Raw genomic sequence first — 25,800 nt, 5'->3', positions numbered from 1 at the left:
GGCGCCGCACCTGCCCCGCGTCAGTCGCTTTGCTGTCAGCGATGGTCACCAGACGTATCGCGAAGGTAACGTTTTGTAACGGCAACAAGCTATGCTGGACGCCAAGTTGTTGCCAGGCCTGAGGCCCGGCCCGCGCGCCAGCAACCCCGGCTGAATGGCGCCCGCCCCCTGGACCCGGGTGGCCCGAAGGCTGGGATAGCATCGCCGCGCTCGTGCCGTGGCGGTACGTATGCCCCACGGAGGCCTTGAAAATGCTGGATATCGTACTGGTCGAAGACGATGCCCGCCTGGGTACGATGGTCAGCGACTATCTGCAGCGGCATGGCTACCAGGTGGCCCATGAGCGCAGTGGTGAGCGCGCGGTAGCCCGGATCCTGGCCGAGAAGCCGGCCCTGGTCCTGCTCGATGTCGGCCTGCCCGACCAGGATGGTTTCGAAGTGTGTCGGCAGATCCGGCCCCACTATGACGGCATCATCTGTGTGCTGACCGCCCGCACCGACAACATCGACCAGGTGCTGGGACTGGAGCTGGGGGCCGACGATTACATCGGCAAACCCATCGAACCGCGGGTGCTGCTGGCCCGCCTGCGTGCGCACCTGCGCCGCCATCGCCGGGTCGAACCGCGCGACGGCAGCCTGCGCTTCGGCGAGCTGAACATCGACCCGTCCACCCGCAATGTGCACCTGCAGGGCGGCCTGCTGGAGCTGACCACGGCCGAGTTCGACCTGCTGTTCCTGCTGGCCAGCAACGCCGGCCAGATCCTGGACCGCGATGCACTGCTGCGCGGCCTGCGTGGCATCGCCTTTGATGGCCTGGACCGTTCGATCGATGCACGCATCTCGCGCCTGCGCCGCAAGCTGGGCGACAACCCTGAACAACCGGAGCGGATCAAGACCGTGCGTGGACGCGGCTACCTGTTCAGCCGCTCGGCATGGGGATGAAGCGCACGCCTTCGGCCATGCGCGGCCACGCCTTCCACTTCCTGCGCTACGGCATCGGCTTCCTGGTCGCCCACCTGCTGCTGATCGTGCTTGGCCTGTGGGCTTGGGATGCGCTGCTGGAAGACCGCACCGAAGCCAGCCTGCTGGCCGAGATGCGTGGCACCCATGCGCTGCTGCAGCAGCGCTTCGCGGAAACACCGCGCGAGCAATGGCCGGCGCTGGCACGCGGGCTCGACGCCGACTTCGCCTATGCCCTGCGGATGGTGCCGCTGGCCGAGGCGGAAAAAGAGCTGTCGGCCAGCCAGCGACCGCCGCTCAACAACGGCCGGGTGCAGATCGACCTCGAACACATGCGCAGCCTGCAGCGGATCGGTGACAGCGACTATGCCGTGATGCTGGGGCCACTGGATGAAGCGCTGCCGGAGGAAGGCTGGCAGGACAGCGAAGTGTCCGGCGTGGCGATCCTGCTGCTGATCCTGATGGTGGCCGTGGCGCTGCCGATGTACGTGATGGTCTACCGCCTGTGGCGCGACGTCTCGCAGCTGGCCCAGGCCGCCCGGCAGATGCGCGATGGCCAGCTGGACACGCGCGCGCCGCGCGCCGGTACCGCGCTGGTGCGGCCGCTGGCCAATGCCTTCAACCACATGGCCGAGCAGCTGCAGCAGCTGCTGGAGAGCCAGCGCGTACTGGCCCAGGCGGTGGCGCACGAAGTCCGCACGCCATTGGCGCGGATGCGCTTCGGCCTGGCCGACCTGGAGGACACCGCACTCGACGATGTGCAGCGCGATGCGCTGGGCGGGCTGCGTACCGATGTCGATCGGCTGCAGCACCTCACCGATGCCGGCGTCGAGTACGCCGCACTCGGTCGCTGTCACCAGCTGACCCGCCAGCGCCTGCAGTTGGCGGCACTGGTGCGCGGCGTGGTGGCCCAGTTCGCGCCGTTGCCGATGCCGGTGCAGCAGGCGCTGTCGCCGGCGGGGCTGGTCAACGTCAACCGGCACATGCTGGAACTGGCGTTGCGCAACCTGCTCGGCAATGCCCTGCGCTACGCGCGGCGGCAGATCCGCATCGCCAGCACCGTCAACGACGGCTGGCTGTGCCTGCAGGTGGAGGACGACGGCCCCGGCATTGCGCCCGAACTGCGCGGCCAGGTGCTGCAACCCTATGTGCGGCTGGATCCGGGCAGCCCCGGTTTCGGCCTCGGCCTGGCGCTGGTGCAGGTGGTGGCCGACAAGCATGGCGGCCACGTCGAGGTGACCGATTCGGAGTTGGGCGGTGCCTGCATCCGCCTGCACCTGCCGCTGGAAAGCGGTGGTGCCGTGGAGGGCGAGACGACCTGCTAGACCGCCGGTTCCGCGCGTGGCAAGGCAAACACGAACAGCGCGCCCTGCTCGCTGTCGCGCAATTCGATCCGGCGCCCATGTAGCTGCACGATGCGCTGCACGATCAACAGGCCGAGGCCACCGTTGTCACCGCGTCGTGCGCCCAGCGCGGCCGGCGCCTGGAACAGCTGCGCACGCAGCGCGGGGGCTACGCCGGGGCCGTCGTCGGCAACAGTCACCTCAACGCTGTCCGGCGTCGCGCGCAGGCACACCTCGATCCGGCCACCCTCCGGCGCATGCCGCAACGCGTTGTCGAGCAGGTTGGTCAGCACCCGCTCGACCAGGCCCAAGTCGGCGCGCACCAGTGGCAGGCCCGGCGGGAACCCGGCGTGCAGGCGCTGGTTGCGCGCCTGCGCGGCCAGCTCGAACTTCTGCAGTACGTCCTGCAGCAGTTCCGGCAGCGCGAACACCTCCCACTCCAGGCGCACTTCGCCATGTTCCAGCCGCGCCAGCTCAAACAGCGCACGCGCCAGCCGGCCAACCTTGGCGCTCTGCGCCAGCGCGATACCGAGGTAGCGGCGGCGCTCATCCGGCGACAGTGCGGCGTCCTTCAATGCCAGCGTTTCCAGGTAGCCGTGCAGTGACGACAACGGCGTACGCAGGTCGTGCGAGATGTTGGCGACCAGCTCGCGGCGCTGCAGGTCCTGCTGGCGCAGCTGCTGCCACTGCTCACCCAGCCGCTGCGCCATCTGTGCGTGCGCGTGTTCGAGGATCACCAGTTCGTCGCGCTCGCCGGGGCGCAGCGGCTCCGGCGGCGGTAGCGGCGTCGGTGCGTCGATGTCGAACGCCTGGATGCGGCGGGTCAGCCGCCGCAGTGGGCGGGTCACCCAGTAGAACGCCACCAGCCCGGCCAGCAGGCCGAGCCCCCCCACCAGCACTACTGACCATAGCGTGGTGTTCCACTGGCTGCCGGCGGCGAGATCGTCGGCCAGCATCTGCCGGTGCTCGCCGACCAGCACCACGTACACATAGCCGGCCTGGCGGCCCTGCACGATCAGCGGTGCTGCACTGAACACCTTGCGGCCATCCGCGCTGCGCGGGTCATCGCCGAGGATCGGCAACGGCGCACCGGCCAGCAGGCGACGCAGCGGCGCCACGTCCACCCGGTTGCGCACCAGATGCCCACTGGGTGCATCGTGGCCAAGGATGCGACCCTGGTCGTCCAGCAGGTAGACCTCGACGCTGGGATTGACCGCCATCAACTGGCCGAACAGCGCGCGCACCGCGGCATCGCGCATGCCGCTGGTATCCATCAGCTCGCTGCGCTGGGCGATGTGCTCGGCCAGGCCCAGCGACAGCCGCTGCACCACCTCCTGCTCGTGGCGGGTATTGGCACGCATCTGCAGTGCCAGCAGCGCCATGCAGCACATCAGCATCAGCGCGGCGATCACCGCCGCCAGCTTCTGCCACAGGTTCGGCTTGATCATGCCGCCGCCCCGGCCGGGTCGACCAGCTTGTAGCCACGGCCCCACACCGTCAGCAGCCGCCGTGGATTGGCCGGGTCCGGCTCGATCTTGCTGCGCAGGCGGTTGATGTGGGTGTTGACCGTGTGTTCGTAGCCGTCGTGCTGGTAGCCCCAGACCTGGTTGAGCAGCTCCATGCGCGCGAACACCTGGTCCGGATGACGGGCAAAGAACAGCAGCAGGTCGAACTCGCGCGGCGTCAGCTCCAGCGTGTTGCCATCCACCGAGGCGGTACGCGCAACCGGATCCAGCTGCAGGCCACCCAGTTCGATCGCGCCGGCATCGATGCGGGCACTCTGCGCCATCGCCTCGGCGCGGCGCAGCAATGCGCGCACCCGTGCCACCAGCTCCGGCATCGAGAAGGGCTTTGCCAGGTAGTCATCCGCGCCCAGTTCCAGGCCGACGATGCGCTGGGTTTCGCTGCCACGCGCACTGATGATGATGATCGGCACATAACGCGCCATCGCGCGTGCACGCTGGCAGACCTGCAGGCCATCCACGCCGGGCAGCATCACGTCCAGCACCAGCGCATCCCACGGACCATCCTGCTCAAGCAGGCGCAGGCCGGCATCGCCACTGGCGGCATGGGCGACGTCGTAACCCTCATCGCCCAGATGCATGCGCAGCAGGTCGGCGATGTGGGCATCGTCTTCAACGATCAGCACGCGTTTGGTCGACATCGGCAGCTCGGGGCCAGTGGGGAGGCTGGCTGCATTGTGGCGCGGGACGGCCGCCGATACCTCACGAAAAATTGAATCCTGCGTGAGGATTCGTTGACCCGGGCGGGCGCAGCATGGCCCCGTCGCCCCTTCCCGGAGTCCGCCATGTCCCTGTCCCGCCGCCATCTGCTGGGCCTGGGCGGTGTTGCCACCGCCGCCGGCCTGTTCGGCCTGGGGGCATGCAGCCGCGCCGCCCCTGCGGCCGCCGAAGCGCGCCCGTCGCGACAGTTCGAGGTCATGCACAGCGATGCACAGTGGCGCCAGCAGCTGACCCCGGCGCAGTACGCCGTACTGCGCCAGCAGGCCACCGAGCGCCCGTACAGCAGCCCGCTCAACAAGGAACACCGGCAGGGCACTTTCGCCTGCGCCGGCTGTGCACTGCCGCTGTTCTCCTCCTCCACCAAGTTCGAGAGCGGCACCGGCTGGCCCAGCTTCTGGGCGCCGCTGCACAACGCCATCGGCGAAGACCGCGACGTCACCTTCGGGATGCTGCGGGTGGAGGTGCACTGCCGTCGCTGTGGCGGCCACCTTGGCCATGTATTCAACGATGGCCCACGCCCGACCGGGCTGCGCTACTGCATGAACGGTGCGGCGATGGTGTTCGTTCCCGGTGCCACTGATGGCGGCACTGCCGACGGTTGGCGGGTGCCGGTCGGTTCTTCCCCTGTTTCCGGAGCCTGACGATGCTGCTGTTGCTGCTTGCCTACCTGGGGGGCGCGCTGACCCTGCTCAGCCCCTGCATCCTGCCGGTGCTGCCGTTCGTGTTCGCGCGTGCCGACCGTCCGTTCCTGCGCAGCACGCTACCGCTGCTGCTGGGCATGGCACTGACCTTCACCGTGGTCGCCAGCCTGGCCGCGGTGGGCAGCCAATGGGTGGCCCAGGCCAACCAGGTTGGACGCTGGATCGCCCTGCTGCTGATGGCGTTGTTCGCAGTCGCCCTGCTATGGCCACGACTGGCCGACCATCTGCTGGCGCCGTTCCAGCGCGTGGGTGCCCGCCTGAGCGCGCGTGCCGATGCGGCGGATGCTGCGGGGCACGGCGGCGCGTGGACCTCGCTGCTGATCGGCATCGCCACCGGCCTGCTGTGGGCACCCTGCGCCGGGCCAATCCTCGGCCTGGTGCTGACCGGCGCCGCCCTGCACGGTGCCAGCGTCGGCACCAGTACCCTGCTGCTGGCGTATGCGCTGGGCGCAATCACCGCACTGGCACTGGCGGTGTGGGTGGGCGGCCGCGTTTTCCGTGCGCTGCAGGCCCGCCTTGGCCTGGGTGACGTCGTGCGCAAGGTGCTGGGCGTAGCCGCGCTGCTGGCGGTGGTGGCGATCGGTCTGGGCTGGGATACCGGCCTGCTCACCCGTCTTTCGACGGTCAGCACCGCACGCATCGAGCAGGGCCTGCTGGATGCGGTACCCAGCGCGCAGCCGGCGGCACCGCCGATGATGATGGCCGGTGCCAACGCCGCAGCCGATGCACCGCTGCCGGTGGAAGGCACCCTGCCCGCGCTGGACGGCGCCACCGGCTGGCTCAACAGCCCGCCGCTGACGAACCAGCAGCTGCGCGGCAAGGTAGTGCTGGTCGATTTCTGGACGTACTCCTGCATCAACTGCCTGCGCGCGATGCCGTTCGTGCACGAATGGGAACGCCGCTACCGTGACCACGGCCTGGTGGTGGTCGGCGTGCACACGCCGGAGTTCGCCTTCGAACGTGACCCGCGCAATGTGATGAAGGCCGTGCAGCAACTCAAGGTCGAGTACCCGGTGGCGCTCGACAACCATTACACGATCTGGCGCGCGTTCAACAACCGCTACTGGCCGGCGCAGTACTTCGTCGACGCGCAGGGCAACATCCGCGGCCACCAGTTCGGCGAGGGCAACTACGCGCGCTCGGAACAGATGATCCGTCGCCTGCTGACCGAAGCGGGCCAGACCCATCTGCCGCCACCGGCTGATCCCGCTGCCGCTGATCTGAAGGGTGTGGCTGCGCAGGCCGACATGGGCAATCTGCGCTCACCGGAAACCTATCTGGGCCACGCCCGCGCCGAGCAGTTCGCCTCGCCCGGCGGGCAGCGCAGTGATGCCGCGTTCGACTACACCTTGCCGGCCACCCTGGCGTTGAACCAGTGGGGACTGTCGGGGCGCTGGACCGTCACCGACGAAGCGGCACAGCTGCAGCAGGCCGGTGGACGCATCGCCTTCCAGTTCCATGCGCGCGACCTGCACCTGGTGCTGGCGCCGGCCCAGGAAGGAAAGCCGGTGCGCTTCCGCGTGTTGTTGGACGGCAAGCCACTGCCTGCCGCCGATGCCGGCAGCGATGTCGGTGCCGATGGCAGCGGTGTGGTCGACGAGCACCGCCTGTACCAGCTGATCCGCCAGCGCGGCACGGTCGGCCCGCATCGCTTCGAGATCGAGTTCCTCGACGCGGGTGTGCAGGCCTATGCCTTCACCTTCGGTTGAACCGGGAGCACACGATGAAACTCTCCTTTGAACAGGGCATCGCCGCCGGTGTTGCAGGTCTGGTGGCCACGGCATTGATCGCCGGTGTGCTACTCGTTGACCACGGCGCCATCGCGGCACCGCTCGAAGCCAGCGCGCAGACCCAGGCACTACCGGCACCCACGGGCGACGCCGCGTTCCGCGATGACGCCACCCACGCCAGCGTGGTGTTCGCCGGCGGTTGCTTCTGGGGCGTGCAGGGCGTGTTCCAGCACGTCAAGGGTGTGAGCAACGCAGTCTCCGGCTACATCGGTGGCAGCGGCGCCGATGCACGCTACGAGCGCGTCAGCGGAGGCCAGACCGGTCATGCCGAAGCGGTGAAAATCGACTACGACCCGCGCCAGGTCAGCTACGGGCAGCTGATGCAGGTGTTCTTCTCGGTAGTTCACGATCCGACCCAGCTCAACCGCCAGGGGCCGGACCACGGCAGCCAGTACCGATCGGCGATTTTCACTGACGACGCACGCCAGCAGGCGGCCAGCCGCGCCTACATCGCCCAGCTCGGCCAGGCCGGCAGCTACCGCGCGCCGATCGTCACCCAGCTGGTCAGCGGCCAGCACTTCCACCCGGCCGAGAGCTACCACCAGAACTACATGACGAACTACCCGCAGGCGGCCTACATCCGCTACTACGACGCGCCGAAGCTGGCCGCGCTGGGCAAGCAGTTCCCGGCGTTGTACCGGCGCGATGCGGCGCTGGTGCCGATGCGGTAACGACGCTCATGTAGAGCCGAGCCCACGCTCGGCTGCTCTTCCGCCAACAGCAGCCGAGCATGGGCTCGGCTCTACACAAAAAAAGACGCACGGCCATCCAGCCGTGCGCTTGGGAAGTATCGGCCGTGCCCCGATCAGGCCCGGCCGACAACGACATGCTAGTCTCGCCATCATCATGGGTACAGCACCAGATGGCGGGAAATTCGATGGATACAGATGACCAGGGCGCGATGATCCCACCCCGCTACCAACGGCTGTCCGACGAACTGGCCGAGGCCATCCACGGCGGCCGGCTTCCAGTAGGCAGCCGCCTGCCTTCGCTTCGGCAGATGGCCCTGCAGCGCAGGCTCAGCCTGAACACGGTGATTGCCGCCTATCGCCAGCTGGAAGATGCCGGCCTGGTGATTCCGCGGCCCAAGGCCGGTTTCGAGGTTGCGCCACGATTGTCGGTGCCGGAACGGTCGCTGCGCGACACCCCGTCCGCGCCCACCGCACCACTGCAGCAGGTGCTGATGGCCCGGGTACTGGAGGCACAACGTCGCCCCGGCGTGATCGACCTGGCCTTCGCCGGCCCGCGCGGTCGCCAGTTCTACCCCGGCGCGCAGTTGGCCAGACACACCGCGCAGGTGCTGCGCCATGGCCAGCAGACGGTGGAGACCTACGCGCGCCCGAATGGTTCGCCGCGGCTGCTGGCGCAGATCGTGCGCCGTGGTCCGCGCATGGGCCTGCACACCCACGCCGAGCGCCTGCTGCTGACCCACGGTGCAATGGAAGCGCTGCAGCTGGCGTTGCGTGCAGTAACCCAGCCAGGTGATGCGGTCGGCATCGAGGCGCCGTCCTACTTCAACCTCTACCCGTTGTTGGCCAACCTGGGCCTGCAGGCCATCGAACTGCCCACCCACCCGCAGCACGGGCTCGACGTGGATGCGCTGGATGCGCTGCTGGAGCACACGCCGCTGGCCGCACTGGTGGTGATGCCCACCGTGCACAATCCGCTCGGCTGCACCATGCCGACAGTGGCCAAGCAACGCCTGGCCGAACTGGTCAACGCGCGCCAGCTGCCACTGATCGAAGATGCGGTGTATGCCGAGCTGCAGTTCTGCGAACCGCCGGCACCCTTGTTGAAAGCCTTTGATCGCAACGGCTGGGTGATGGTGGTCGGTGGCTTTTCCAAGACGCTGGCGCCGGACTATCGCATCGGCTGGCTGGAGGGCGGCCGCTTCGCCGAGCGCATCGCACTGCTGAAATTCCAGTCCACCGGCGGGGAACCGCAGCTGCTGGGTGACGCAGTCGCAGCCTATCTGGAAGCGGGCAGCTACGAGCACCACCTGCATCGCATGCGTCGTCTGTATCGCGAACAGGTAGGGCGGCTGCGCCAGCTGGTGGCCGAACATTTCCCGCCCGGCACCCGCGCCACCGAGCCGCAGGGCGGATTCCTGCTGTGGCTGGAACTACCGGGCGTGGATACGCGCGAGCTGTTCGAGCGTGCGCTGCAGGAGGACATCGTGTTCATGCCCGGCCAGGTGTATTCGCGCGGCGCGCGCTACCGGCATTGCCTGCGGCTGTCGTGCTGCCAGACGCTGGATGCGCGCTTCATCGGCGCGGTGGAGCGGCTGGGTGCGATTGCGCGGGAGCTGGCGGCGCGCCAGCTCCTGTAGAGCCGAGCCTACGCTCGGCTGCCCTTCGTCAATGGTCCCCGCTGAGCCGAGCATGGGCTCGGCTCTACAGGAAGCAGGTCAATCGAGCAGGTACGTGCTCAGGATCTGGCCATCCGCCCCCGGCAGATGCGGCAGCCGCCCCCAGCACGGCATCGGCAGGCGCTGCTGCAGCGTGGCGATGTTCTCGTCCTGGCGCTGCATCGCAGGATCAATGTGGTTGCCGATCCAGCCCAGGCACTGCACGCCGCTGGCCTGCAGCGACTGCGCGGTCAGCCGCGCATGGTTGACGCAACCCAGGCGCATGCCCACCACCAGCAGTACGGGCAGACGCAACGCGCGCACCAGATCGAGCTGGTCCAGCGTGGCCGAAACCGGTGCCAACCAACCGCCGACACCCTCCACCACCACGATGTCAGCCTGCGCGCGCAGACGCTCGAATGCAGCCACGATCGGCGCCAGTTCCACCTGCACGCCATCCTCGGCGGCGGCCAGTTCTGGGGCCAGCGGCTGGCGCAACGCATACGGGTTCAGATCGGCATAGTCCGGTACCGGCCAGCTGGCCGCCTGCAGTGCCAGCGCGTCCTCGTTGCGCAGGCCCTGCCCCAGGTCTTCGCTGCCGCTGGCCACCGGCTTCATGCCGACCGCGCGCAGGCCGCGCCGGCGCAGCGCATGCAGCAAGGCGGTGCTGGTGGCGGTCTTGCCGATCTCGGTATCGGTGCCGGTAACGAACAGGGCGGGCGGCAGCGTGGCGGGCAACGGCATCGAAGGGCTCCAACAGGGCAACTGTGTGTGCATTATCGCCGGCCCGGCGCGCTTGCTAGACTGCGGGCATGTTCACCAATGCCTCGCTCACCGGCAGCAAGCCGGAACAATACGCCCAGCTGCTGGAACAGGCCCGTGGCCTGGTCTACGCCGAGTCCGACCGCATCGCCAACGCGGCCAACCTCTCGGCACTGGTCTACCACGCCCTGCCCGACCTGAACTGGGTGGGCTTCTACCTGTACGACGGCAAGGAGCTGGTGGTCGGCCCGTTCCAGGGCCTGCCGGCCTGCGTGCGCATTCCGCTGGACAAGGGCGTGTGCGGTGCAGCCGCCAGCCAGCGCGTGACCCAGCGCGTGGACGACGTCGATGCCTTCCCCGGCCATATCGCCTGCGATTCGGCCTCGCGTTCGGAGCTGGTGGTGCCGCTGCTGCGCGGTGATGAACTGATCGGCGTGTTCGATATCGACAGCCCCAAGGTCGGCCGCTTTGATGCCGACGACCAGGCCGGCCTGGAAGCCATCGCCCGCGTGTTCGTCGAGGCGCTGGGATGAGCGCACCGAAGCTGCGCAACATCGGCCCGAAAAGTGCGGCGTGGCTGCGCCAGGTCGGCCTGCGCAGCCGCGAAGACCTGGTTGCGATCGGTGCCGTGGGCGCCTTCGTCAAGGTCAAGCGCGCGGGCTTCAAGCCCAGCCTGAACCTGCTGTACTCCCTGGAAGGCGCACTGCTGGACTGCCACTGGCAGGAACTGAGCGAGCCGCAGCGCGATGCGCTGGTGCAGGACTATGAAGCGCGCATCGCCGCGCATCCGCTGAAGGCAGCCGGCCCGGCGTCGGGCCCGGTACATGAGCAGCGCTTCGATGCCGGTGATGACGCTGAAGACAGCGTTGCCGAGCGCGCGGACGAGGATTGAGCCGCGCCCTTCTGTAGAGCCGAGCCCACGCTTGGCTGGCCTTTCTGATCGAAGTGCAGCCGAGCATGGCTCGGCTCTACAAGAGCAGATCAGGGCTGCTGCAGCTCCAGCAGCTCGCCCACCAGCCCGACCTCACCACGTTCCAGCCACACCCGCAGCCGCGTGCCGTGATCGATGCGCAGGGCCCAGCACAGCGACATCGGCAGGCCGCAGACCTGCGAGAGCACCATGCGCAGCGGGCCACCATGGCTGACCACCAGCGTCGGCACCGGATCCTCATCATCGAGCAGGCGATCCAGCGCGCGCGCAATGCGCCGCTCGAAGTGGCCCCAGCTTTCACCGTTCGGCGGCGGGAACGCGTGCGGGTCGGCATGGAAGGCGGCCAGTGCGTCCTCCGGCAGGTCGAACAGCGACTGCCCGTCCCAATCGCCGAAGTCCAGCTCTTCCCATTCCTCGTCCGCTTCCACGTCCAGCCCACGCGGGGTGGCCAGGGCCATCGCCGTGTGCAGCGAGCGCAGCCGTGGCGAACTGATCACCCGCTCCCAGGGCTGCGCGGCGTAGGCGTCGACCAGTTCCTGCGGCAGGCGGGCCAGCTGCGGTGGGTCGCTGCGTCCATCGAGGAACTCATCGCGACCGTTGCCGGCATGGCGGACCAGGTCGAGGATCATGGCACCGCAACCGCGTGCAGCACGCTGGTCAGTGACGGGTACGCGCACGGCGCAGGAGAGATCGGCGATTGAAGCAACATCATGAACACCACTTCCGGACAGCGTCCCCATAGCGGGGCGCGTCATTCTAGCGTGGGCCGCCCTCAGCCTGCCCAGTACGGAGTCCTGCGCGTGAAGCAGACAGCGACGCCATCATGCGTTTACCCAGTCGAATCATGGGTGCTTCAATGCAACGATGTCCCAGCGCAGCCAGCGGGAGTGCGACCGCCAGCACCAGTGCGGCGCACAACAGATAGCCGGATGTCCCGTCACCAACATACGCAAGCAACCGGCGCAGCACCGGTCCCAGCACAGCGATGACAATGGGATGACCCAGGTAGAGCGAGTAACTCACCGTACCCAGCCAAGCCGTCGCCCGGTTGACGAGCAGACGCGGCGGGCATTGCGAGCAACCCAACAGCACTGCCAGATAGCCCAGGCCGGCCAGCTGCCATTGTCCTGCCCCGCTCCAGCCACCTGCGATTCCCGCCACGACCAGCAACAGCAACAGGGCACCGGCCAGGTTGAGTGCCATCCCCCACCAGCGCGCCCGCGCCGGAGGCACTTGTGAGAGCGCGTTGTAGGCGTGGAACGCCACCAGCCCCATCGCAAACACGGGCGCGTGCGTCAGCCAGCCATAGCCGCCCAGTGAAGCTTCCGCGCGTGCACCCAGCGCGCCGGTTCCGGCCAACGCCGCCAGCCCCAGCAGCGACAAGAGGAGCATCCAGGCCCGGCGTCCGTCATTCACCAGCAGGTACAGCGCAGGGAAAATGGCGTAGAACAGCATTTCCACGCCAACCGCCCAGCTGGCCCAGACAATGCCCTGCTCCCAGCCGGGGAACAGGTTGAAGGTGAACGTGGCATTGGCAGCGATCTCGGCCCAGGGATGGCCGGCATGGCTGCCTCGGCCATCGCGGAAGATCGAGAACGCCAGCAGCGCGTAGAACAGCGGCGCAATCCGCAGGAAGCGGTGCAGGTAGAAACTCAGCAAGGGCCGCCCGCTGGCCCTGTGGCGAGGCTGGGTGTAGCACAGGGAGAACGCGCTGATCACGAAGAACAGGGCGACGCCGGTGGCTCCCAGCTGCAGTACCGGCAACAACCCGGCCGCAACGGGCAACGCCGGCGCTGGCATCGACTGGACGTGAAACAGCACGACATAGACGGCGGCCAAGCCTCGAAGCGAATCGAGGAACTGCAAGCGATCCTTTGCAACCATGTTCCCGCTTCCCAACCGCAGTGCGTGCGACGGCCTTCACTCTACCAGCTGGCGATGCCGTAGACTGCGCCCACTTCCAGGTGACCTGCGGCCGTGGCCGGCAGGTTGAAACGGGAAGCCGGTGACGCGTGATTCCACGCCAGGCCGGCGCTGCCCCCGCAACGGTAAGCACGTCAGTTCCAGGCAACACCGCCACTGTGCCGCGCGCATGGGAAGGCGCCTGGACGGGTGGCCCCAGGCCACCCGGCGGCAAGCCCGGAGACCGGCCCGGAAGCCTCAGGTCGCGATGCGGTGGGCATGGCGCTGGATGACCGCAGCGTGCGCTGCGGCGTCGGCGCATGCCTGCCTTCGCGGCTCCTCCCCTTCGCCACGCGGGCGTGCGTGGCACCTGGAGTCCCCCATGAAGCTGCAGTCCCGAATGCTGTCCCTGGCCGTGCTGGCCGCCCTGCCCGCGCTGGCCCAGGCCGCCGATGACACCACTGCGCTCGACCAGATCCTGGTCACCGCCACCCGCACCCCGATCGCGCTGCAGGACAGCATCGCGCCGGCGCAGGTGATCGACCGCGCGCAGATTGAATCCAGCCAGGCCACCTCGCTGCAGGAGCTGCTGCGCGGCCGCGCCGGCATCAACCTGACCAATGCCGGCGGTCTCGGCAAGCAGAGCTCGCTGTTCCTGCGCGGCACCAACTCGGGCCACACCGTGGTGCTGGTCGACGGCGTGCGCATCAACAGCGCCGACCTCGGCCTGGCCATGTACCAGGACCTGCCGCTGGCGCAGATCGAGCGCGTGGAGATCGTGCGCGGCCCGCAGTCGAGCCTGTACGGCGCCGACGCCATCGGTGGCGTGATCCAGATTTTCACCCGCCGCAACCAGGGCAACTTCGCTCCACACTTCCAGCTCGGTGGTGGCAGCAACGGCCTGCGTGAAGCCAGCGGCGGCATCGGCGGCGGCACCGAGCGCGGCTGGTTCGGTGCCGACATCGCCTACCAGCATTCCGACGGCATCGATGCCTGCCGCGGTTCTTCCTCGGTGTTCACTGCCGGCTGCTTTGCCGACGAACATGACCGCGACGGCTACCGCAACCTGTCCAAGAGCCTGCGCGGCGGTTACAGCTTCAACGACCAGTGGAACGTGGAAGGCAGCGCGCTGCGCGCCGATGGCAAGAACCACTATGACGGCTACTACAACTACTCCGAGACCCGCCAGCAGGTGCTGGCCGGCAAGGTGCGCTACACCCCATCCGAACGCCTGGCATTCACCGCCAACGTCGGCCGCAGCGACAATGAATCCGACAACTTCGGCGCACCGGGGGTGTTTGGCAGCGCGCAGACCCATCGTGACAGCGCCTCGCTGCAGGGTGACTTCGGTGTGGCCGAGGGCCAGCTGCTGAGTGCCGGCGTGGACTGGAGCGAAGACAATCTGGACGGCAGCAGCGCCGGGTATCTCGTCGACAGCCGCCGCAACACCGGCGTGTTCGTGCAGTACCAGGGCCGCTTCGGCCGCCACCAGCTGCAGGCCAGCGCCCGCAACGACGACAACCAGCAGTTCGGCAACCACGCCACCGGCAGCGTTGGCTGGGCGATGGAACTGGGCCACGGCCTGCGCGTCAACGCCAGCTACGGCACCGCGTTCAAGGCACCGACCTTCAGCGATCTGTATGACCTGTGGAGCGGCATGCCGACCTTGAACCCGGAGAAGTCCAAGAGCGCCAACCTGGGGGTTTCGCAGCAGGGTCAGGGCTGGCATTGGGGCCTGGATGTGTACGAAACCCGCATCGATGACCTGATCACCTACGATGCGTCCACGATGAAAATGCAGCAGGTGGAGAAGGCGCGCATCCGTGGTGCCGAGCTGACCGGTGGCGTGCTGCTGGCCGGCTTCGACATCAACGCGCAGCTGAGCTACACCAACCCGCGCAACCGCACCCACGGCAGCAGCCAGTTCGACAACTGGCTGCCGCGCCGTGCACAGCAGACCGCGCGCCTGGACATCGACCGCCGCTTCGGCGATTTCCGCGCCGGCCTGACCGTACAGGGCGCGGGCAAGCGCTTTGACAACGCCAGCAACTCGGTGAAGGTTGGCGGCTACGGCGCGCTGGACCTGCGCGCCGAGTACGCGCTGACACCGGAGTGGTCGCTGCTGGCGCGTGCCGCCAACGTGTTCGACCGCAGGTATGAGACGGTGGCGTGGTTCAACCAGCCGGGCCGCGAGTACCAGTTGAGCGTGCGTTACCAGCCGAAGTGAAAGAAGTTGCCGGGCATTGCCCGGCACTTTTCCATCGACGCATGGCGTCGATCTACCGCTACACCGGAATGCCGGCGGCCAACCCCGGCAATTCACGCAGATCGTCGATCACCGCCACCGCATGCGCGGTGGCCAGGTCCAGGCCGCGCGGGTAGCCGTAACGCACCAGCGCGATCGGCATGCCTGCCTCTTCGGCGGCGCGGTAGTCGGTCAACGAATCACCCACCATCAGGCAGGCGTCCACCGGCAGCCCGAAGTGCGCAGCGATGTGCCGCAGCGGTTCGCCACTGGGCTTGCGCTGCGGCAGCGAATCGCCGCCCAGTATCAGCGCGAACGCATCACCGATGCCCAGGTGCTGCAGCAGCGGTGGCACCAGCGCTTCGGGCTTGTTGGTGCAGATTGCCAGCGGCACGTTGCGTGCACGCAGTTGCGCCAGCGCTTCACCCACGCCATCGAACAGGCGCGGGCTGCGCAGCAGGCATTCGCGGTAGTGCACCATGAATACCGGCATCACTTCGGCCAGGTCGACTTCGCGGCCGGTGGCATGCACGGCCTGTTCGACCAGGCGGCGCACACCGTCGCCGATCCAGCCCAGCACCGTGGCTTCCGGTACGCGTGCCACGCCGATGTCCTCCAGCGTGCGGTTCAGCGCTTCGGCGATATCAGCTGCGCTGTCGACCAGCGTGCCATCAAGGTCGAACACGACCAGCGGATAGGGATACGACAAGGGACGGCACCTGCATGACGTGGGGCCGTCCATTGTACGCCGCTGGTTTTTGCACCGATCCGCCTCAGCCGATCCGGCGCGCGCGGGTAGCCAGGAACGTGGGCAGGTAACGGTCGATCAGGAAACGCGGCTGCGGCTGCCAGTCCTCCATGAAGCGATCGATGATGAAGCCGGCATCCAGCTGGCCACCGATCAGTTCGGTCAGGCTGTGGCCGAAGGTCAGCGCATCGCCCCGCGCCAGTTTCGCCTCGCGCTCGGCCGGTGGCAGGTCTTCCAGATCCGAATAGGGAATGGCGTACTGCGGCCGGATCAGGCCCTGGGCATCCAGCTGCGGATCGCGCGCACCGACGAACAGCACCGGGTTGTAGAAGCTGGCCATCAGCATGCCGTCGCGCGCCAGCACGCGGCGGCATTCGGTCCACACCGGCCGGACGTCGGGCACGTACAGGTTGGAGATCGGGTGGAAGACCACATCGAAGCTGTCGTTGGCGAAGGCGTGCAGATCGCGCATGTCGCCCTGCACCGTACGCAGTTGCAGTCCATCACGTGCCGCGACCCTGCGGTCCTGCTCGAGCTGGCCATCGGACAGATCGAACACGGTCACCTCCGCGCCGGCCGCCGCCAGCACCGGTGCCTGCTGGCCACCGCCCGAGGCCAGGCACAGGATGCGGCGGCCGCGCACATCACCGAGCCAGTCCAGCGGCAGCGCGCGCGGGGTCAGGTGCACCTGCCAGCGGCCATCGCGCGCGGCGGCAATCGTTGAGCTTTCCACCGGGCGCGACCATTCGCGCACTTCGCTGGCCTGGCGGTCCCAGGCAGCACGGTTGTGGTCGATCAAGGCCTGTCCATGGTTCATGTGTTCTCCTTGCCCGGTGGGCGCCAATCCAGATCCTGGAAGGCCGGGCTGGCGAAACACTCGGCCAGGAAGTCCAGGAATCGCCGCATGATAGCGGGCTGCTGGCGCCGTGATGCGTACACGGCATGAATGCCGAGTTCGTCCAGACTGAACTCGGGCAACAACTCGATCAGCTCGCCACTACGCAGCAGCGGCGCCACCTGGTAGGTCGGCAGCATGGCGATGCCGGCACCGGCACGCACTGCTTCCAGCAACAGCGAGGCTTCGTTGGCGCTGATGTTGCCGCCCACCGCCACCGACAGCGAACGGCCATCGCGGTGCAGCTGCCACAGGCTCTTGCCCACGTAGTGATGGGTCAGGCAGTTGTGCGCGGCCAGGTGTTCCGGTGTAGTCGGCGTACCGCGCGCCTGCAGGTAGGACGGCGTCGCGCACAGCACCGAGCGGCAGGTGGCCAGCCGCCGTGCAATCAGGCTGGGATCGATCTGGCGCGCGATGCGCACCGCAAGGTCCACCCGCTCTTCCACCAGGTTCACCGTGCGATCGACCAGCAGCAGCTCGATGCGTGCCGCCGGATGGCGCGCAACGAAGCCGGCCACCGCCCGTGCAAGGTGGCTCTGCCCGAACGACACGCTGGCGGTCACCCGCAGCGTTCCGTGCGGCTCGGGATCATCACTGGCCAGCTCGCCCTGCAGTTCTTCGCCGATCGCCAGCATCTGCCGGAAGCGCGCCAGCGCCGCCTCGCCGGGGCCGGTCAGGCTGATCCGGCGCGTGGTCCGGTGCAGCAGGCGCGCACCCAGCCACCCTTCAACCTCGGCCAGGTAGCGGGTGACCATCGCCCGCGACATGTCCAGCACCTCGGCGGCGGCGGTGAGGCTGCCGCGCTCGGCCACCTCGACAAACACGGTCATGGCGGTCAATCGGTCCATATGCTCGATTCATGCAACAAACAAGCGCGTTATACGCTGTTTTTCGATCAACTGCAGCAGCCTAGAGTGGCCGCATTCCCACCCCACACCGCCCCACGGAGTCCTGCCATGAAAATCGCCCTCGTTGGTTCCACCGGCAACATCGGCCGCCAGATCGCCCGCCACGCGCTGGCCAACGGCCACGAACTCACCGTCATCGTGCGCAGCGCGCAGGACCTTCCGGCAGAACTGGCCGGCGCCCACCCGGTGATCGCTTCGCTGGATGACCAGGACGCGCTGGTTGCCGCCATCGCCGGCCACGATGTGCTGGCCAGTGCCTACGGCCCGCGCCCGGGCGATGACATCGGCCGCGTCGGCGAGGTCGCCGCGCTGCTGGCTGCCGCCGCACGCAAGGCCGGCGTGCCGCGCCTGGTGGTGGTCGGTGGCGCTGGCAGCCTGGAAGTGGCACCCGGCGTGCAGCTGGTCGACACGCCGAACTTCCCGGAGGCCTACAAGCCGTACGCGCTGGCCCATCGTGAAGCCTTCAATCGCCTGCAGGCGGTGGACGACCTGGACTGGACGTTCTTCTCGCCGGCCGCCGAAATCGGCCCGGGCGAAGAGCGCGGCCAGTACCGCGTGCAGCCCAAGGCCTTCCTCGCCGACGCCAGCGGCCACAGCCGCATCAGCTACGCCGACTACGGCGCGGCGTTCGTCGCCGAGCTGGAAGCGCACCAGTATCCGAAGCAGATCATCACCGCGGCGTACTGATCGACGCGCGAGCCCTGTAGAGCCAAGCCCACGCTCGGCTCCCCATCCGACACAAGGAATTCCCCATGCGCACCGCTGCCCTGCTGCTTCCCCTCGCGTTGGCCGCCGGCTTCACCAGTGCGCCGCTGATGGCCGCTTCGGCCACCCCGGCGCCGGCCACGGCAACGAAATCCCAGCTGCGCCTGCAGACCTTCCATCCCGGCCCGCAGGCGATGTTCTCAGTGTCCTCGGTGCTGATCGAAGGCCGCCACGATGCGATCCTGGTCGATGCCCAGTTCGGCGCCAGCGATGCACGCAGGCTGGTCGAGCTGATCCGCGCCAGCGGCAAGCAGCTGACCACCATCTACATCAGCCACGGCGATCCGGATTACTACTTCGGCCTGGCCACCCTGCAGGACGCGTTCCCGCAGGCGCGCATCGTCGCCACCGCGCAGACCGTCGCCCACATCCAGCAGACCCAGGCCGGCAAGCTGGCCTACTGGGGACCGAAGATGGGCGCCGACGTGCCGGCACGCATCGTGGTGCCGCAGGTGCTGGACGGCGACGCCCTGCAGCTGGAAGGCCAGCGCCTGCCGCTGATCGGTCTGGATGGCCCGACCCCGGACCGCACGGTGCTGTGGGTGCCGTCGCTGCGCGCGATCGTCGGCGGCATTCCGGTGGTGGCCGGCGAACACGTGTGGATGGCCGACACGCAGACATCTAAGTCCCATGCCGACTGGCTGCAGACCCTGCAGCGGTTGCAGGCGCTGAAGCCGAAGGTGGTGGTGCCGGGGCATTACGCACCGGGTGCGGCGCTGGATGCCAGCGCACTGCGCTTCACCGCAGACTACATCCGTGCGTTCGATGTTGAGGCGGCCAAGGCCAAGGACAGTGCGGCGCTGGTGAAGGCGATGCAGGTGCGCTACCCGAAGCTGGCAGGCGTGGCGTCGCTGGAGTTGAGTGCGAAGGTGGCCAAGGGCGAGATGCAGTGGCCATGAGGTAGGGAGCTTTCTTTTGCAGGGCTGCGCCCTGCACCCGCAGAGGCAACAGCAACAGCTGGCTATCCGTGGGATGGCGAGGTGGGTCCGGTTGCGGGGGGCGCTGCAAGTACGTCCATGTAAGCTCGGTCGCCGCATCCATGCGGCTCACGCCCCCGCAACCGGACCCACCCCGCCTTCGACAGTTTCCCGCTATCCGTCGGAACCTGCTGCTGATGGTGGGTGCCGACCGTTGGTCGGCACAGGGTCGGATCCCGTTGCTGCGCAACGGGCTCTGACCCCACTGTTTGATGAATAGGTATCTGTGGGATTGTTCATGTCGTGCTCGAACAATTCCCCCTGCACCACCGGCTCCTTCTCGCGGAAGCCACCAAGGCCGACGCCGACCAGGCGGTAACGGGTCTCCGCCGGCAGGTCGACGCGGGCGCGCAGGGCCAGTGCGATGTCGCGCAGTTCTTCCATCGATTCCGGTGGGCGTTCCGGGGTGAAGCTGCGGGTGAGGATGCGGAACTGCGCGGTCTTCAGTTTCAGTACCACGGTGTGGCCGACCCGTTCGGTCTTGCGCGTGGCATTCCAGGTCTTCTCCGCCAGCTGCACGATCGCTTCGCCCAGGTCTTCCAGCGGCAGGTCTTCGGCGAAGGTGTCCTCCGAGGAAATCGACTGCACCTGCTGGTCAGGTTCCACCGGCCGCTCGTCGATGCCGCGTGCGCGGTTGTACAGGCTGCGGCCAAAGCTGCCGAACGCCTCTTCCAGATCGATCAGCGCCCACTGCCGCAGATCGCCACAGGTGACGATGCCGCGCGCGGCAAGTTTTCCTTCCATCACCTTGCCGACGCCGGGCACCCGGTTCACCGGCAGCGGCAGCAGGAAGGCATCCACCCGCTGCGGCGGAATCACGAACTGGCCATCAGGCTTGCGCCAGTCCGAGGCGATCTTGGCCAGGAACTTGTTTGGCGCGATGCCGGCTGAAGCAGTCAGGTTCGTTTCCTCGCGGATCTGCGCGCGGATGGTGCGGGCGATGTCGGTGGCCAGTTCAATGCCGCTCTTCGGCTCGGTCACGTCCAGGTAGGCCTCGTCCAGCGACAACGGCTCGACCAGGTCGGTATGCCGCAGGAAGATCGCGCGTACCTGCTGTGACACCGCCTTGTAACGTGCGAAGTCCGGCGGCACGAAGATCGCATCCGGGCACAGGCGCTCGGCACGCACGGCCGGCATCGCCGAACGCACGCCGAACACGCGCGCCTCGTAGGACGCCGCGCACACCACCGAGCGAGCGCCGCGCCATGCCACAACCACCGGCTTGCCGCGCAGTGACGGATCGTCGCGCTGCTCCACCGACGCGTAGAACGCGTCCATGTCAACGTGGATGATCTTGCGCAGTCGGGTCATGTCAGGTGGAAAGGGCGGGGGCGTGCCGAACGGGCCACACGCCGAAGTATGGTCGTTGCACATCAACAGGATGCGCGTATTCCATTGAAAACACTACGGTTGCGTACGGTTGAAATGTTTGATCGGCGCAGTTTCCACGGGCATCCTCGAGCGCTTGTTTCCCTGTTTCCCCGCTTCCAGGATTGTGCTTCATGACCCGTCTCCACGCGTTCAACCGCGAACAGCTGCTGGCCAGCGCACGCGGTGAACTGTTCGGCACCGCCGCCGGCCGTTTGCCCAACGATCCGATGCTGATGTTCGACCGCATCACCGACATCCGCGAGGACGGCGGACCGCATGGCAAAGGCATGGTACGCGCCGAACTGGATATCCGCCCGGACCTGTGGTTCTTCGGCTGCCACTTCATCGGCGACCCGGTGATGCCCGGCTGCCTGGGCCTGGATGCCATGTGGCAGCTGACCGGCTTCTTCCTGACCTGGCTGGGCGCCCCCGGCAAGGGCCGCGCGCTGGGCTGTGGCGAAGTGAAGTTCACCGGCCAGGTGCTGCCGGAGGCCAAGCTGGTGCGCTACGAGATCGATATCAGCCGTGTCATCAACCGCAAGCTGGTGATGGCCCAGTCGGACGCGCGCATGTACGTGGATGACCGCGAAATCTACAGCGCGCGCGACCTGCGCGTCGGCCTGTTCACTGAAACCGGGAGCTTCTGATGCGTCGCGTCGTCATCACTGGCATGGGCATCACGTCCTGCCTCGGCAATGATCTGGATACGGTTTCGGCCGCGCTGCGCGAAGGGCGCTCGGGCATCACCGCCCTCGCCGACCACGCCGAAGCGGGCCTGCGCAGCCAGGTTGGCGGTCGTGTTGACCTCGATCTGGAGGCGCTGATCGACCGCAAGCAGAAGCGCTTCATGAGCGATGCGGCGGCCTTCGCCTACCTGTCCATGCGCGATGCCATCGCCGATGCCGGGCTCAGCCCCGAGCAGGTCAGCAACCTGCGCACCGGCCTGATCGCCGGTTCCGGCGGCGGCTCCAGCGAATGGCAGATCGGCGCGGTCGACCTGCTGCGCGAACGTGGTGTGCGCAAGGTCGGGCCGTACATGGTGCCGCGCACGATGTGCTCGACGGTCTCGGCCTGCCTGGCCACGGCCTACCAGATCAAGGGCGTCAGCTATTCTCTGTCGGCCGCCTGCGCGACCTCGGCGCACTGCATCGGTGCCGCCGCGGACATGATCCGCCATGGCGCGCAGGACATCATGTTCGCCGGTGGCGGTGAAGACCTGCACTGGTCGATGAGCGTGATGTTCGATGCGATGGGCGCGCTGTCGACCAGCTTCAACGAGACCCCGGCCAGCGCCTCGCGCCCTTACGACAAGGACCGCGACGGCTTCGTCATCGCCGGCGGCGGCGGCATGCTGGTGCTGGAGGACTACGACCACGCCGTCGCGCGCGGCGCGCACATCCATGCCGAGCTGATCGGCTATGGCGTGACCTCCGACGGCGCCGACATGGTCGCCCCGTCCGGCGAAGGCGCGGTGCGCTGCATGAAGATGGCGCTGCAGGGCGTCGATCGCCCGCTGGACTACCTCAACACCCACGGCACCTCCACGCCGCTGGGCGACGTCACCGAGCTCAATGCGATCCGCGAAGTGTTTGGCGATGCGGTGCCGCCGCTGTCCTCGACCAAGGCCCTGTCCGGCCATTCGCTGGGTGCGGCCAGCGTGCACGAGGCGATCTACTGCCTGCTGATGATGCGCGATGGCTTCGTCGCCGGTTCGGCCAACATCGACGAGCTGGACCCGAAGGTGGAGAGCTTCCCGATCCTGCGCGAAAGCCGCGAGCAGAAGCTGGATACGGTGATGTCCAACAGCTTCGGCTTCGGTGGCACCAACGCCGCGCTGGTGTTCGGGCGGGTGTGATGGGGAAGGCGTGCCGACCAACGGTCGGCACCCACCAAATAGATGTAGAGCCGAGCCATGCTCGGCTCAGTGCCAACCAAGGTTGGCACCCACAGGGGGCATTGGGGTATGCCGACCCACGGTCGGCACCTACCGGTTACCTCGGCAACAACGGCACCAGCAATGCGTGCGCGTCCACCAGCGACCCTACGATGCGGTGGCCCAGTGCGCGCAGCTCTTCATCAGGATGCACCAGGTCCGGCACCTGGATCACGGTCATGCCGGCCGCCAGCGCCGCGCGCGTACCGGCCGGTGAGTCTTCCAGCGCCAAGCAACGCTCCGGCGCCTGGCCCAGCCGCTGCGCGGCCAGCAGGTAGATATCCGGCGCCGGCTTCGGCCGCGCCACGTCGCCGCTGGTGATCACCGCATCGAAGTACGGCAGCAGGCCAGCAGCGGCCAGCTTGCGGTTGGCCCGCGGCTGCCGCGTGGTGGTTGCCACCGCACGCGGGATCGCATGTGCCTTCAGCAGCTCCAGCAGCTCCAGGATGCCCGGCCGCAGCGGCAGACCGGTCTGTGTGCGTGCTTCGTACAGCTCATGGCAACGTGCCGCCACTGCGTCGATCACGCTGTCCTCGATCCCCTGCGCGCGCAGCAGTGCGTACGTGTCGCGGTCACCGAGGCCGACCATGCGCAGGAACACCGCCTCGTCCAGGCCCAGCCCGAACTCGTCGGCGGCCTCGCTCCAGCAGGCCAGCGAGACCCGCTCGCTGTCGATCATCAGGCCGTCCATGTCGAAGATGACGGCGTCGGGAAGGAACGGCAGCGCAGCGATGGTGGTCATGGAGCGAACAGCGTATCCAGGTCGGTGGAAGTGAGCTGCCGCCATTGCCCCTCGTCCAGTCCCTGCAGGTCCAGCCCGCCGACGCGGCTGCGGTGCAGGGCCTGCACGTGGTTGCCGGTGGCGGCGAACATGCGGCGTACCTGATGGTAGCGGCCTTCGTGCAGCACCAGGCGCGCGCGACGCGCATCCAGCACTTCCAGTTCAGCCGGCAGCAGGGGCGTCTTCTCGGACTCCAGCATCAGCGTACCGCTGGCGAACAGCGCCACCTCGTCGCCGCGCAGGTCATCGCTCAACTCGACCTCATAGACTTTCGGCAGCTTCGACTTCGGCGAGATGATCCGGTGCAGCAGGCCACCGTCGTCGGTCAGCAGCAGCAGGCCACTGGTCTCGCGGTCGAGGCGGCCCACCGTGGACAGCACCGGATCGCGGTCGCGGAAGCGCGGCGGCAGCAGGTCGTAGATCAGGCGGCCGGTGTCCTTGGTCGAGCAGGTGTAGCCGGCCGGCTTGTGCAGCGCGATCGACAGGCCCACCGGCGGGTCCAGCGGCTCGCCGTCGACGCGGATCGCCTCGTGCGGCACCTGGTCGTCGGCATACAGCACCTCGCCGTCGGCGTCGGTGACGCGGCCTTCGCGGAACATCCACTGCACCTGCTTGCGGCTGCCATAGCCCAGGTTGGCGATGAGCTTGACCAGCTTCACTTGCCCTTCCCCTTCACCGCTTCCACCAGCTTGAAGCCATCACGCTCGGCGATCACGCGCACTGCGCCAAAGCTCTCGTTGAGCGTGTACTCGTACGGCAGGTGGCGATTGGCCACCACGTACAGGCGTCCGCCCGGGCGCAGCGCCTGCGCGGCCACGGCGATGAAGCGCTGGCCGATGTCCGGGCGATCGGCGCGCGAGGGCGTGTGGAACGGCGGATTGCTGATGATGACGTCGTAGCCCGGCTCGATGCCGGCGGTGACGTCCTGCCACAGGAAGCGCAGCGGCAGCGGACGCGGCGGCGGTGCCAGGTTCAGCTCGGCCAGTGCCAACGCGCGCTGCTCCGCTTCGTACAGGTCCAGCGCGGTGATCTTCGGGCAGCGCTCCAGCAGCTCGCGCGACAGGTAGCCGTAGCCGGCACCGAGGTCGGCGGCGCGGCCGGCCAGGTCGGCCGGCAGGTGCTCGGCCAACAGCGCCGAGGCCGGATCGATGCGGTCCCAGGCGAACACGCCCGGGCGGCTGAGGAAACGGCCGCCGACGATCGGCCGCACCGCATCCAGTGCCGACCAGCGCTTGGCCAGGTCGGCGTCGTGCTGGCCCTGCATCGGGGCGGTCCAGTACACGCGGCAGTGGTTCTTGGTCAGGCTGCCGCCGAGGCCGGTCAGTTGCTTGAGGTCGCCCTCGCCCGAGCGCGCACCTTCGTTGTTGGACTGGCAGGCAACGATGCGGCCGCCGTCGGCGACCAGCGCCAGCGCGCGGGCGAACAGCGCGCGGGCCTCTTCACGCTGGCGCGGCGGCAGCACCAGCACCAGTGGGTAGCGGCCCTTGCCGGCCACATCATCCAGCTGGCCGCTGACGGTCCAGCCGGCGGCCAGCTGCAGCGGCTGCGCGAACGGGGCGAAGCTCTGCTCGCAGTGCACCTCGCGGTTGCCGGCCGCTTCACGCAGCGGCCAGCCGTCGCGGGCACGCAGGAAGGCCACCGGGCCCTCCGGCCAGCGCAGGGCGCCTTGGGAGAACGGCAGGAACAGGGTCTGCAGGGGGGCGTCGTCGCTGGAGGCCATCGGCGCGGGTACTTCAAGCGTGAGGGCCGTCCATTGTACCGGCTTGGCCGGGCCGGCCCCGGTATGCCGCTTTGCGAAACCCGAACGGGGCCTTGATCTGCCAGCAACATTGAAACGTTCAGGGTAGAGGCTCCCCCGGAAACCCAGGAGAACCTGCATGCGAGCCTTGTTCGTCGGTGGCGTGGTCGACAACAGTGAAATGGACCTGGAAGGCAGCCATCCGCCCGTGCATTACCCCGAGGACACCGGCGGCGGCCACTCGCGCTACCGGCTGCACCAGGTCGGTCATGGCGCCGATGGCAGCGTGGCCTATGCGGTGTACGGCGCGCCGGACCTGGCCGATGACGAGGTGGCCCGGGTGGCGGAAGAACGCGCCTATGCGCGCCGGTTCGAGGCGACGCCGACGTTGTTCGAGCATTGACGCACCGGTAGCGCCCGAGCCCACGCTCGGGCGACGGCGCAGCCGAGCGTGGGCTCGG

The 25,800-nt window shown here is 68.0% G+C and carries 25 protein-coding genes, 1 pseudogene and 1 riboswitch; of the genes and pseudogenes, 14 read left to right on the top strand and 12 right to left on the bottom strand.

Annotated features, from left to right (window positions below; translation table 11 throughout):
* The first annotated feature begins 251 nt into the window (after positions 1-251).
* Complete coding sequence (locus ACW5IY_RS02410; RefSeq protein ID WP_010484092.1) at positions 252-941, top strand: winged helix-turn-helix domain-containing protein; 690 nt, start codon at positions 252-254, stop codon at positions 939-941.
* Complete coding sequence (locus tag ACW5IY_RS02405; RefSeq protein WP_049435142.1) at positions 938-2,284, top strand: ATP-binding protein; 1,347 nt, start codon at positions 938-940, stop codon at positions 2,282-2,284. Before ACW5IY_RS02410 ends, ACW5IY_RS02405 begins: the two co-directional genes overlap by 4 nt.
* On the opposite strand, the gene ACW5IY_RS02400 is transcribed toward ACW5IY_RS02405, so the two are convergent.
* Positions 2,281-3,750, bottom strand: coding sequence for a sensor histidine kinase (locus tag ACW5IY_RS02400; RefSeq protein ID WP_049435143.1), 1,470 nt, complete (start codon positions 3,748-3,750; stop codon positions 2,281-2,283). The genes ACW5IY_RS02405 and ACW5IY_RS02400 overlap by 4 nt on opposite strands.
* The gene (locus ACW5IY_RS02395; RefSeq protein WP_014645826.1) at positions 3,747-4,466 is read right to left on the bottom strand and encodes a response regulator transcription factor; all 720 of its coding nucleotides are present in this window, start codon (positions 4,464-4,466) and stop codon (positions 3,747-3,749) included. The genes ACW5IY_RS02400 and ACW5IY_RS02395 overlap by 4 nt, the downstream gene beginning before the upstream one ends.
* A 144-nt stretch (positions 4,467-4,610) precedes the next feature.
* On the opposite strand from ACW5IY_RS02395, the gene msrB reads away from it, so the two are divergent.
* The 4 genes from msrB to ACW5IY_RS02375 all read left to right on the top strand — a co-directional run bounded on the left by msrB (position 4,611) and on the right by ACW5IY_RS02375 (position 9,365).
* Positions 4,611-5,186, top strand: coding sequence for a peptide-methionine (R)-S-oxide reductase MsrB (msrB, locus tag ACW5IY_RS02390; protein WP_049435144.1), 576 nt, complete (start codon positions 4,611-4,613; stop codon positions 5,184-5,186).
* Positions 5,187-5,188: 2 nt separating this feature from the next.
* The gene (locus tag ACW5IY_RS02385; RefSeq protein WP_049435145.1) at positions 5,189-6,955 is read left to right on the top strand and encodes a cytochrome c biogenesis protein DipZ; all 1,767 of its coding nucleotides are present in this window, start codon (positions 5,189-5,191) and stop codon (positions 6,953-6,955) included.
* Between the two features lie 14 nt (positions 6,956-6,969).
* Positions 6,970-7,707 (top strand): peptide-methionine (S)-S-oxide reductase MsrA, encoded by a 738-nt coding sequence (gene msrA / locus ACW5IY_RS02380; protein ID WP_049435146.1) that lies wholly within the window; start codon positions 6,970-6,972, stop codon positions 7,705-7,707.
* A 206-nt stretch (positions 7,708-7,913) separates the two neighbouring features.
* Positions 7,914-9,365 carry an aminotransferase-like domain-containing protein gene (locus ACW5IY_RS02375; RefSeq protein WP_049435147.1) on the top strand — a complete coding sequence of 484 codons (1,452 nt, stop codon included), beginning with the start codon at positions 7,914-7,916 and terminating at the stop codon, positions 9,363-9,365.
* A gap of 78 nt (positions 9,366-9,443) precedes the next feature.
* Here the strand turns inward: ACW5IY_RS02375 and bioD are convergent, their stop codons facing one another.
* A complete protein-coding gene (gene bioD, locus ACW5IY_RS02370; protein WP_049435148.1) occupies positions 9,444-10,127 on the bottom strand; it encodes a dethiobiotin synthase in 684 nt (227 codons plus the stop codon).
* Between the two features lie 68 nt (positions 10,128-10,195).
* On the opposite strand from bioD, the gene ACW5IY_RS02365 reads away from it, so the two are divergent.
* Positions 10,196-10,678: a GAF domain-containing protein gene (locus ACW5IY_RS02365; RefSeq protein ID WP_049435149.1), complete on the top strand. Its 483-nt coding sequence runs from the start codon at positions 10,196-10,198 to the stop codon at positions 10,676-10,678.
* Positions 10,675-11,037 (top strand): TfoX/Sxy family protein, encoded by a 363-nt coding sequence (locus tag ACW5IY_RS02360; protein WP_049435150.1) that lies wholly within the window; start codon positions 10,675-10,677, stop codon positions 11,035-11,037. The genes ACW5IY_RS02365 and ACW5IY_RS02360 overlap by 4 nt, the downstream gene beginning before the upstream one ends.
* An 89-nt stretch (positions 11,038-11,126) precedes the next feature.
* On the opposite strand, the gene ACW5IY_RS02355 is transcribed toward ACW5IY_RS02360, so the two are convergent.
* Both ACW5IY_RS02355 and ACW5IY_RS02350 read right to left on the bottom strand, forming a co-directional pair.
* The gene (locus ACW5IY_RS02355) at positions 11,127-11,705 is read right to left on the bottom strand and encodes a histidine phosphatase family protein (protein ID WP_049435151.1); all 579 of its coding nucleotides are present in this window, start codon (positions 11,703-11,705) and stop codon (positions 11,127-11,129) included.
* A 127-nt stretch (positions 11,706-11,832) separates the two neighbouring features.
* On the bottom strand, positions 11,833-12,960 hold the full coding sequence (locus ACW5IY_RS02350) for an acyltransferase family protein (protein ID WP_197638485.1): 1,128 nt from the start codon (positions 12,958-12,960) through the stop codon (positions 11,833-11,835).
* Positions 12,961-13,021: 61 nt separating this feature from the next.
* Positions 13,022-13,245, top strand: a riboswitch (cobalamin riboswitch).
* A 115-nt stretch (positions 13,246-13,360) separates the two neighbouring features.
* Here ACW5IY_RS02350 and btuB point away from each other — a divergent pair.
* Positions 13,361-15,205: a TonB-dependent vitamin B12 receptor gene (gene btuB / locus ACW5IY_RS02345; protein WP_049435152.1), complete on the top strand. Its 1,845-nt coding sequence runs from the start codon at positions 13,361-13,363 to the stop codon at positions 15,203-15,205.
* 58 nt (positions 15,206-15,263) lie between these two features.
* Here btuB and gph read toward each other — a convergent pair whose 3' ends face one another.
* The 3 genes from gph to ACW5IY_RS02330 form a co-directional block, all read right to left on the bottom strand.
* The gene (gene gph, locus ACW5IY_RS02340; RefSeq protein WP_049435153.1) at positions 15,264-15,932 is read right to left on the bottom strand and encodes a phosphoglycolate phosphatase; all 669 of its coding nucleotides are present in this window, start codon (positions 15,930-15,932) and stop codon (positions 15,264-15,266) included.
* A gap of 64 nt (positions 15,933-15,996) precedes the next feature.
* On the bottom strand, positions 15,997-16,788 hold the full coding sequence (locus tag ACW5IY_RS02335; RefSeq protein WP_049435155.1) for a class I SAM-dependent methyltransferase: 792 nt from the start codon (positions 16,786-16,788) through the stop codon (positions 15,997-15,999).
* Positions 16,785-17,714: a LysR family transcriptional regulator gene (locus ACW5IY_RS02330; protein ID WP_049435156.1), complete on the bottom strand. Its 930-nt coding sequence runs from the start codon at positions 17,712-17,714 to the stop codon at positions 16,785-16,787. The genes ACW5IY_RS02335 and ACW5IY_RS02330 overlap by 4 nt, the downstream gene beginning before the upstream one ends.
* A 108-nt stretch (positions 17,715-17,822) precedes the next feature.
* On the opposite strand from ACW5IY_RS02330, the gene ACW5IY_RS02325 reads away from it, so the two are divergent.
* Entirely contained in the window at positions 17,823-18,461 is a 639-nt protein-coding gene (locus tag ACW5IY_RS02325) for an NAD(P)-dependent oxidoreductase (protein ID WP_049435158.1), read from the top strand.
* A gap of 65 nt (positions 18,462-18,526) precedes the next feature.
* Positions 18,527-19,438: an MBL fold metallo-hydrolase gene (locus ACW5IY_RS02320; RefSeq protein WP_049435159.1), complete on the top strand. Its 912-nt coding sequence runs from the start codon at positions 18,527-18,529 to the stop codon at positions 19,436-19,438.
* 312 nt (positions 19,439-19,750) lie between these two features.
* Here ACW5IY_RS02320 and dinB read toward each other — a convergent pair.
* A pseudogene (gene dinB / locus ACW5IY_RS02315) lies at positions 19,751-20,827 on the bottom strand (DNA polymerase IV); the annotation flags it as partial.
* 191 nt (positions 20,828-21,018) lie between these two features.
* On the opposite strand from dinB, the gene fabA reads away from it, so the two are divergent.
* A complete protein-coding gene (fabA, locus tag ACW5IY_RS02310) occupies positions 21,019-21,534 on the top strand; it encodes a 3-hydroxyacyl-[acyl-carrier-protein] dehydratase FabA (RefSeq protein ID WP_005407930.1) in 516 nt (171 codons plus the stop codon).
* Positions 21,534-22,742 (top strand): beta-ketoacyl-ACP synthase I, encoded by a 1,209-nt coding sequence (fabB, locus tag ACW5IY_RS02305; RefSeq protein ID WP_049435160.1) that lies wholly within the window; start codon positions 21,534-21,536, stop codon positions 22,740-22,742. The genes fabA and fabB overlap by 1 nt, the downstream gene beginning before the upstream one ends.
* Positions 22,743-22,878: 136 nt before the next feature.
* Here the strand turns inward: fabB and ACW5IY_RS02300 are convergent, their stop codons facing one another.
* The 3 genes from ACW5IY_RS02300 to ACW5IY_RS02290 are packed head-to-tail and all read right to left on the bottom strand — an operon-like array spanning position 22,879 to position 25,321.
* Positions 22,879-23,562 carry an HAD family hydrolase gene (locus ACW5IY_RS02300; RefSeq protein WP_049435161.1) on the bottom strand — a complete coding sequence of 228 codons (684 nt, stop codon included), beginning with the start codon at positions 23,560-23,562 and terminating at the stop codon, positions 22,879-22,881.
* Complete coding sequence (locus ACW5IY_RS02295) at positions 23,559-24,260, bottom strand: pseudouridine synthase (protein ID WP_005407927.1); 702 nt, start codon at positions 24,258-24,260, stop codon at positions 23,559-23,561. The genes ACW5IY_RS02300 and ACW5IY_RS02295 overlap by 4 nt, the downstream gene beginning before the upstream one ends.
* Positions 24,257-25,321, bottom strand: coding sequence for a class I SAM-dependent methyltransferase (locus tag ACW5IY_RS02290; protein ID WP_049435162.1), 1,065 nt, complete (start codon positions 25,319-25,321; stop codon positions 24,257-24,259). The genes ACW5IY_RS02295 and ACW5IY_RS02290 overlap by 4 nt, the downstream gene beginning before the upstream one ends.
* Before the next feature lie 157 nt (positions 25,322-25,478).
* Between ACW5IY_RS02290 and ACW5IY_RS02285 the strand changes: the two genes are divergently transcribed.
* The gene (locus ACW5IY_RS02285) at positions 25,479-25,742 is read left to right on the top strand and encodes a hypothetical protein (RefSeq protein ID WP_005407925.1); all 264 of its coding nucleotides are present in this window, start codon (positions 25,479-25,481) and stop codon (positions 25,740-25,742) included.
* Positions 25,743-25,800: the final 58 nt, after the last annotated feature.

Source organism: Stenotrophomonas sp. C-A, from assembly GCF_054030835.1.
The sequence above is the reverse complement of the archived record's forward strand: the minus strand, read 5'-3'. Positions and strand labels throughout refer to the sequence as shown.

What these genes read in the sequence shown, in the direction of transcription:
- ACW5IY_RS02365 (WP_049435149.1), top strand. Translation starts at nt 10,196, where the DNA reads ATGTTCACCAATGCCTCGCTCACCGGCAGCAAGCCGGAACAATACGCC.
- ACW5IY_RS02325 (WP_049435158.1), top strand. Translation starts at nt 17,823, where the DNA reads ATGAAAATCGCCCTCGTTGGTTCCACCGGCAACATCGGCCGCCAGATC.
- ACW5IY_RS02395 (WP_014645826.1), bottom strand. Translation starts at nt 4,466, where the DNA reads ATGTCGACCAAACGCGTGCTGATCGTTGAAGACGATGCCCACATCGCC.
- ACW5IY_RS02300 (WP_049435161.1), bottom strand. Translation starts at nt 23,562, where the DNA reads ATGACCACCATCGCTGCGCTGCCGTTCCTTCCCGACGCCGTCATCTTC.
- ACW5IY_RS02405 (WP_049435142.1), top strand. Translation starts at nt 938, where the DNA reads ATGAAGCGCACGCCTTCGGCCATGCGCGGCCACGCCTTCCACTTCCTG.
- ACW5IY_RS02330 (WP_049435156.1), bottom strand. Translation starts at nt 17,714, where the DNA reads ATGGACCGATTGACCGCCATGACCGTGTTTGTCGAGGTGGCCGAGCGC.
- ACW5IY_RS02290 (WP_049435162.1), bottom strand. Translation starts at nt 25,321, where the DNA reads ATGGCCTCCAGCGACGACGCCCCCCTGCAGACCCTGTTCCTGCCGTTC.
- ACW5IY_RS02410 (WP_010484092.1), top strand. Translation starts at nt 252, where the DNA reads ATGCTGGATATCGTACTGGTCGAAGACGATGCCCGCCTGGGTACGATG.
- fabB (WP_049435160.1), top strand. Translation starts at nt 21,534, where the DNA reads ATGCGTCGCGTCGTCATCACTGGCATGGGCATCACGTCCTGCCTCGGC.
- btuB (WP_049435152.1), top strand. Translation starts at nt 13,361, where the DNA reads ATGAAGCTGCAGTCCCGAATGCTGTCCCTGGCCGTGCTGGCCGCCCTG.
- ACW5IY_RS02375 (WP_049435147.1), top strand. Translation starts at nt 7,914, where the DNA reads ATGGATACAGATGACCAGGGCGCGATGATCCCACCCCGCTACCAACGG.
- msrB (WP_049435144.1), top strand. Translation starts at nt 4,611, where the DNA reads ATGTCCCTGTCCCGCCGCCATCTGCTGGGCCTGGGCGGTGTTGCCACC.
- msrA (WP_049435146.1), top strand. Translation starts at nt 6,970, where the DNA reads ATGAAACTCTCCTTTGAACAGGGCATCGCCGCCGGTGTTGCAGGTCTG.
- ACW5IY_RS02350 (WP_197638485.1), bottom strand. Translation starts at nt 12,960, where the DNA reads ATGGTTGCAAAGGATCGCTTGCAGTTCCTCGATTCGCTTCGAGGCTTG.
- bioD (WP_049435148.1), bottom strand. Translation starts at nt 10,127, where the DNA reads ATGCCGTTGCCCGCCACGCTGCCGCCCGCCCTGTTCGTTACCGGCACC.
- ACW5IY_RS02335 (WP_049435155.1), bottom strand. Translation starts at nt 16,788, where the DNA reads ATGAACCATGGACAGGCCTTGATCGACCACAACCGTGCTGCCTGGGAC.
- ACW5IY_RS02355 (WP_049435151.1), bottom strand. Translation starts at nt 11,705, where the DNA reads ATGATCCTCGACCTGGTCCGCCATGCCGGCAACGGTCGCGATGAGTTC.
- ACW5IY_RS02385 (WP_049435145.1), top strand. Translation starts at nt 5,189, where the DNA reads ATGCTGCTGTTGCTGCTTGCCTACCTGGGGGGCGCGCTGACCCTGCTC.
- ACW5IY_RS02285 (WP_005407925.1), top strand. Translation starts at nt 25,479, where the DNA reads ATGCGAGCCTTGTTCGTCGGTGGCGTGGTCGACAACAGTGAAATGGAC.
- ACW5IY_RS02360 (WP_049435150.1), top strand. Translation starts at nt 10,675, where the DNA reads ATGAGCGCACCGAAGCTGCGCAACATCGGCCCGAAAAGTGCGGCGTGG.
- ACW5IY_RS02320 (WP_049435159.1), top strand. Translation starts at nt 18,527, where the DNA reads ATGCGCACCGCTGCCCTGCTGCTTCCCCTCGCGTTGGCCGCCGGCTTC.
- ACW5IY_RS02400 (WP_049435143.1), bottom strand. Translation starts at nt 3,750, where the DNA reads ATGATCAAGCCGAACCTGTGGCAGAAGCTGGCGGCGGTGATCGCCGCG.
- fabA (WP_005407930.1), top strand. Translation starts at nt 21,019, where the DNA reads ATGACCCGTCTCCACGCGTTCAACCGCGAACAGCTGCTGGCCAGCGCA.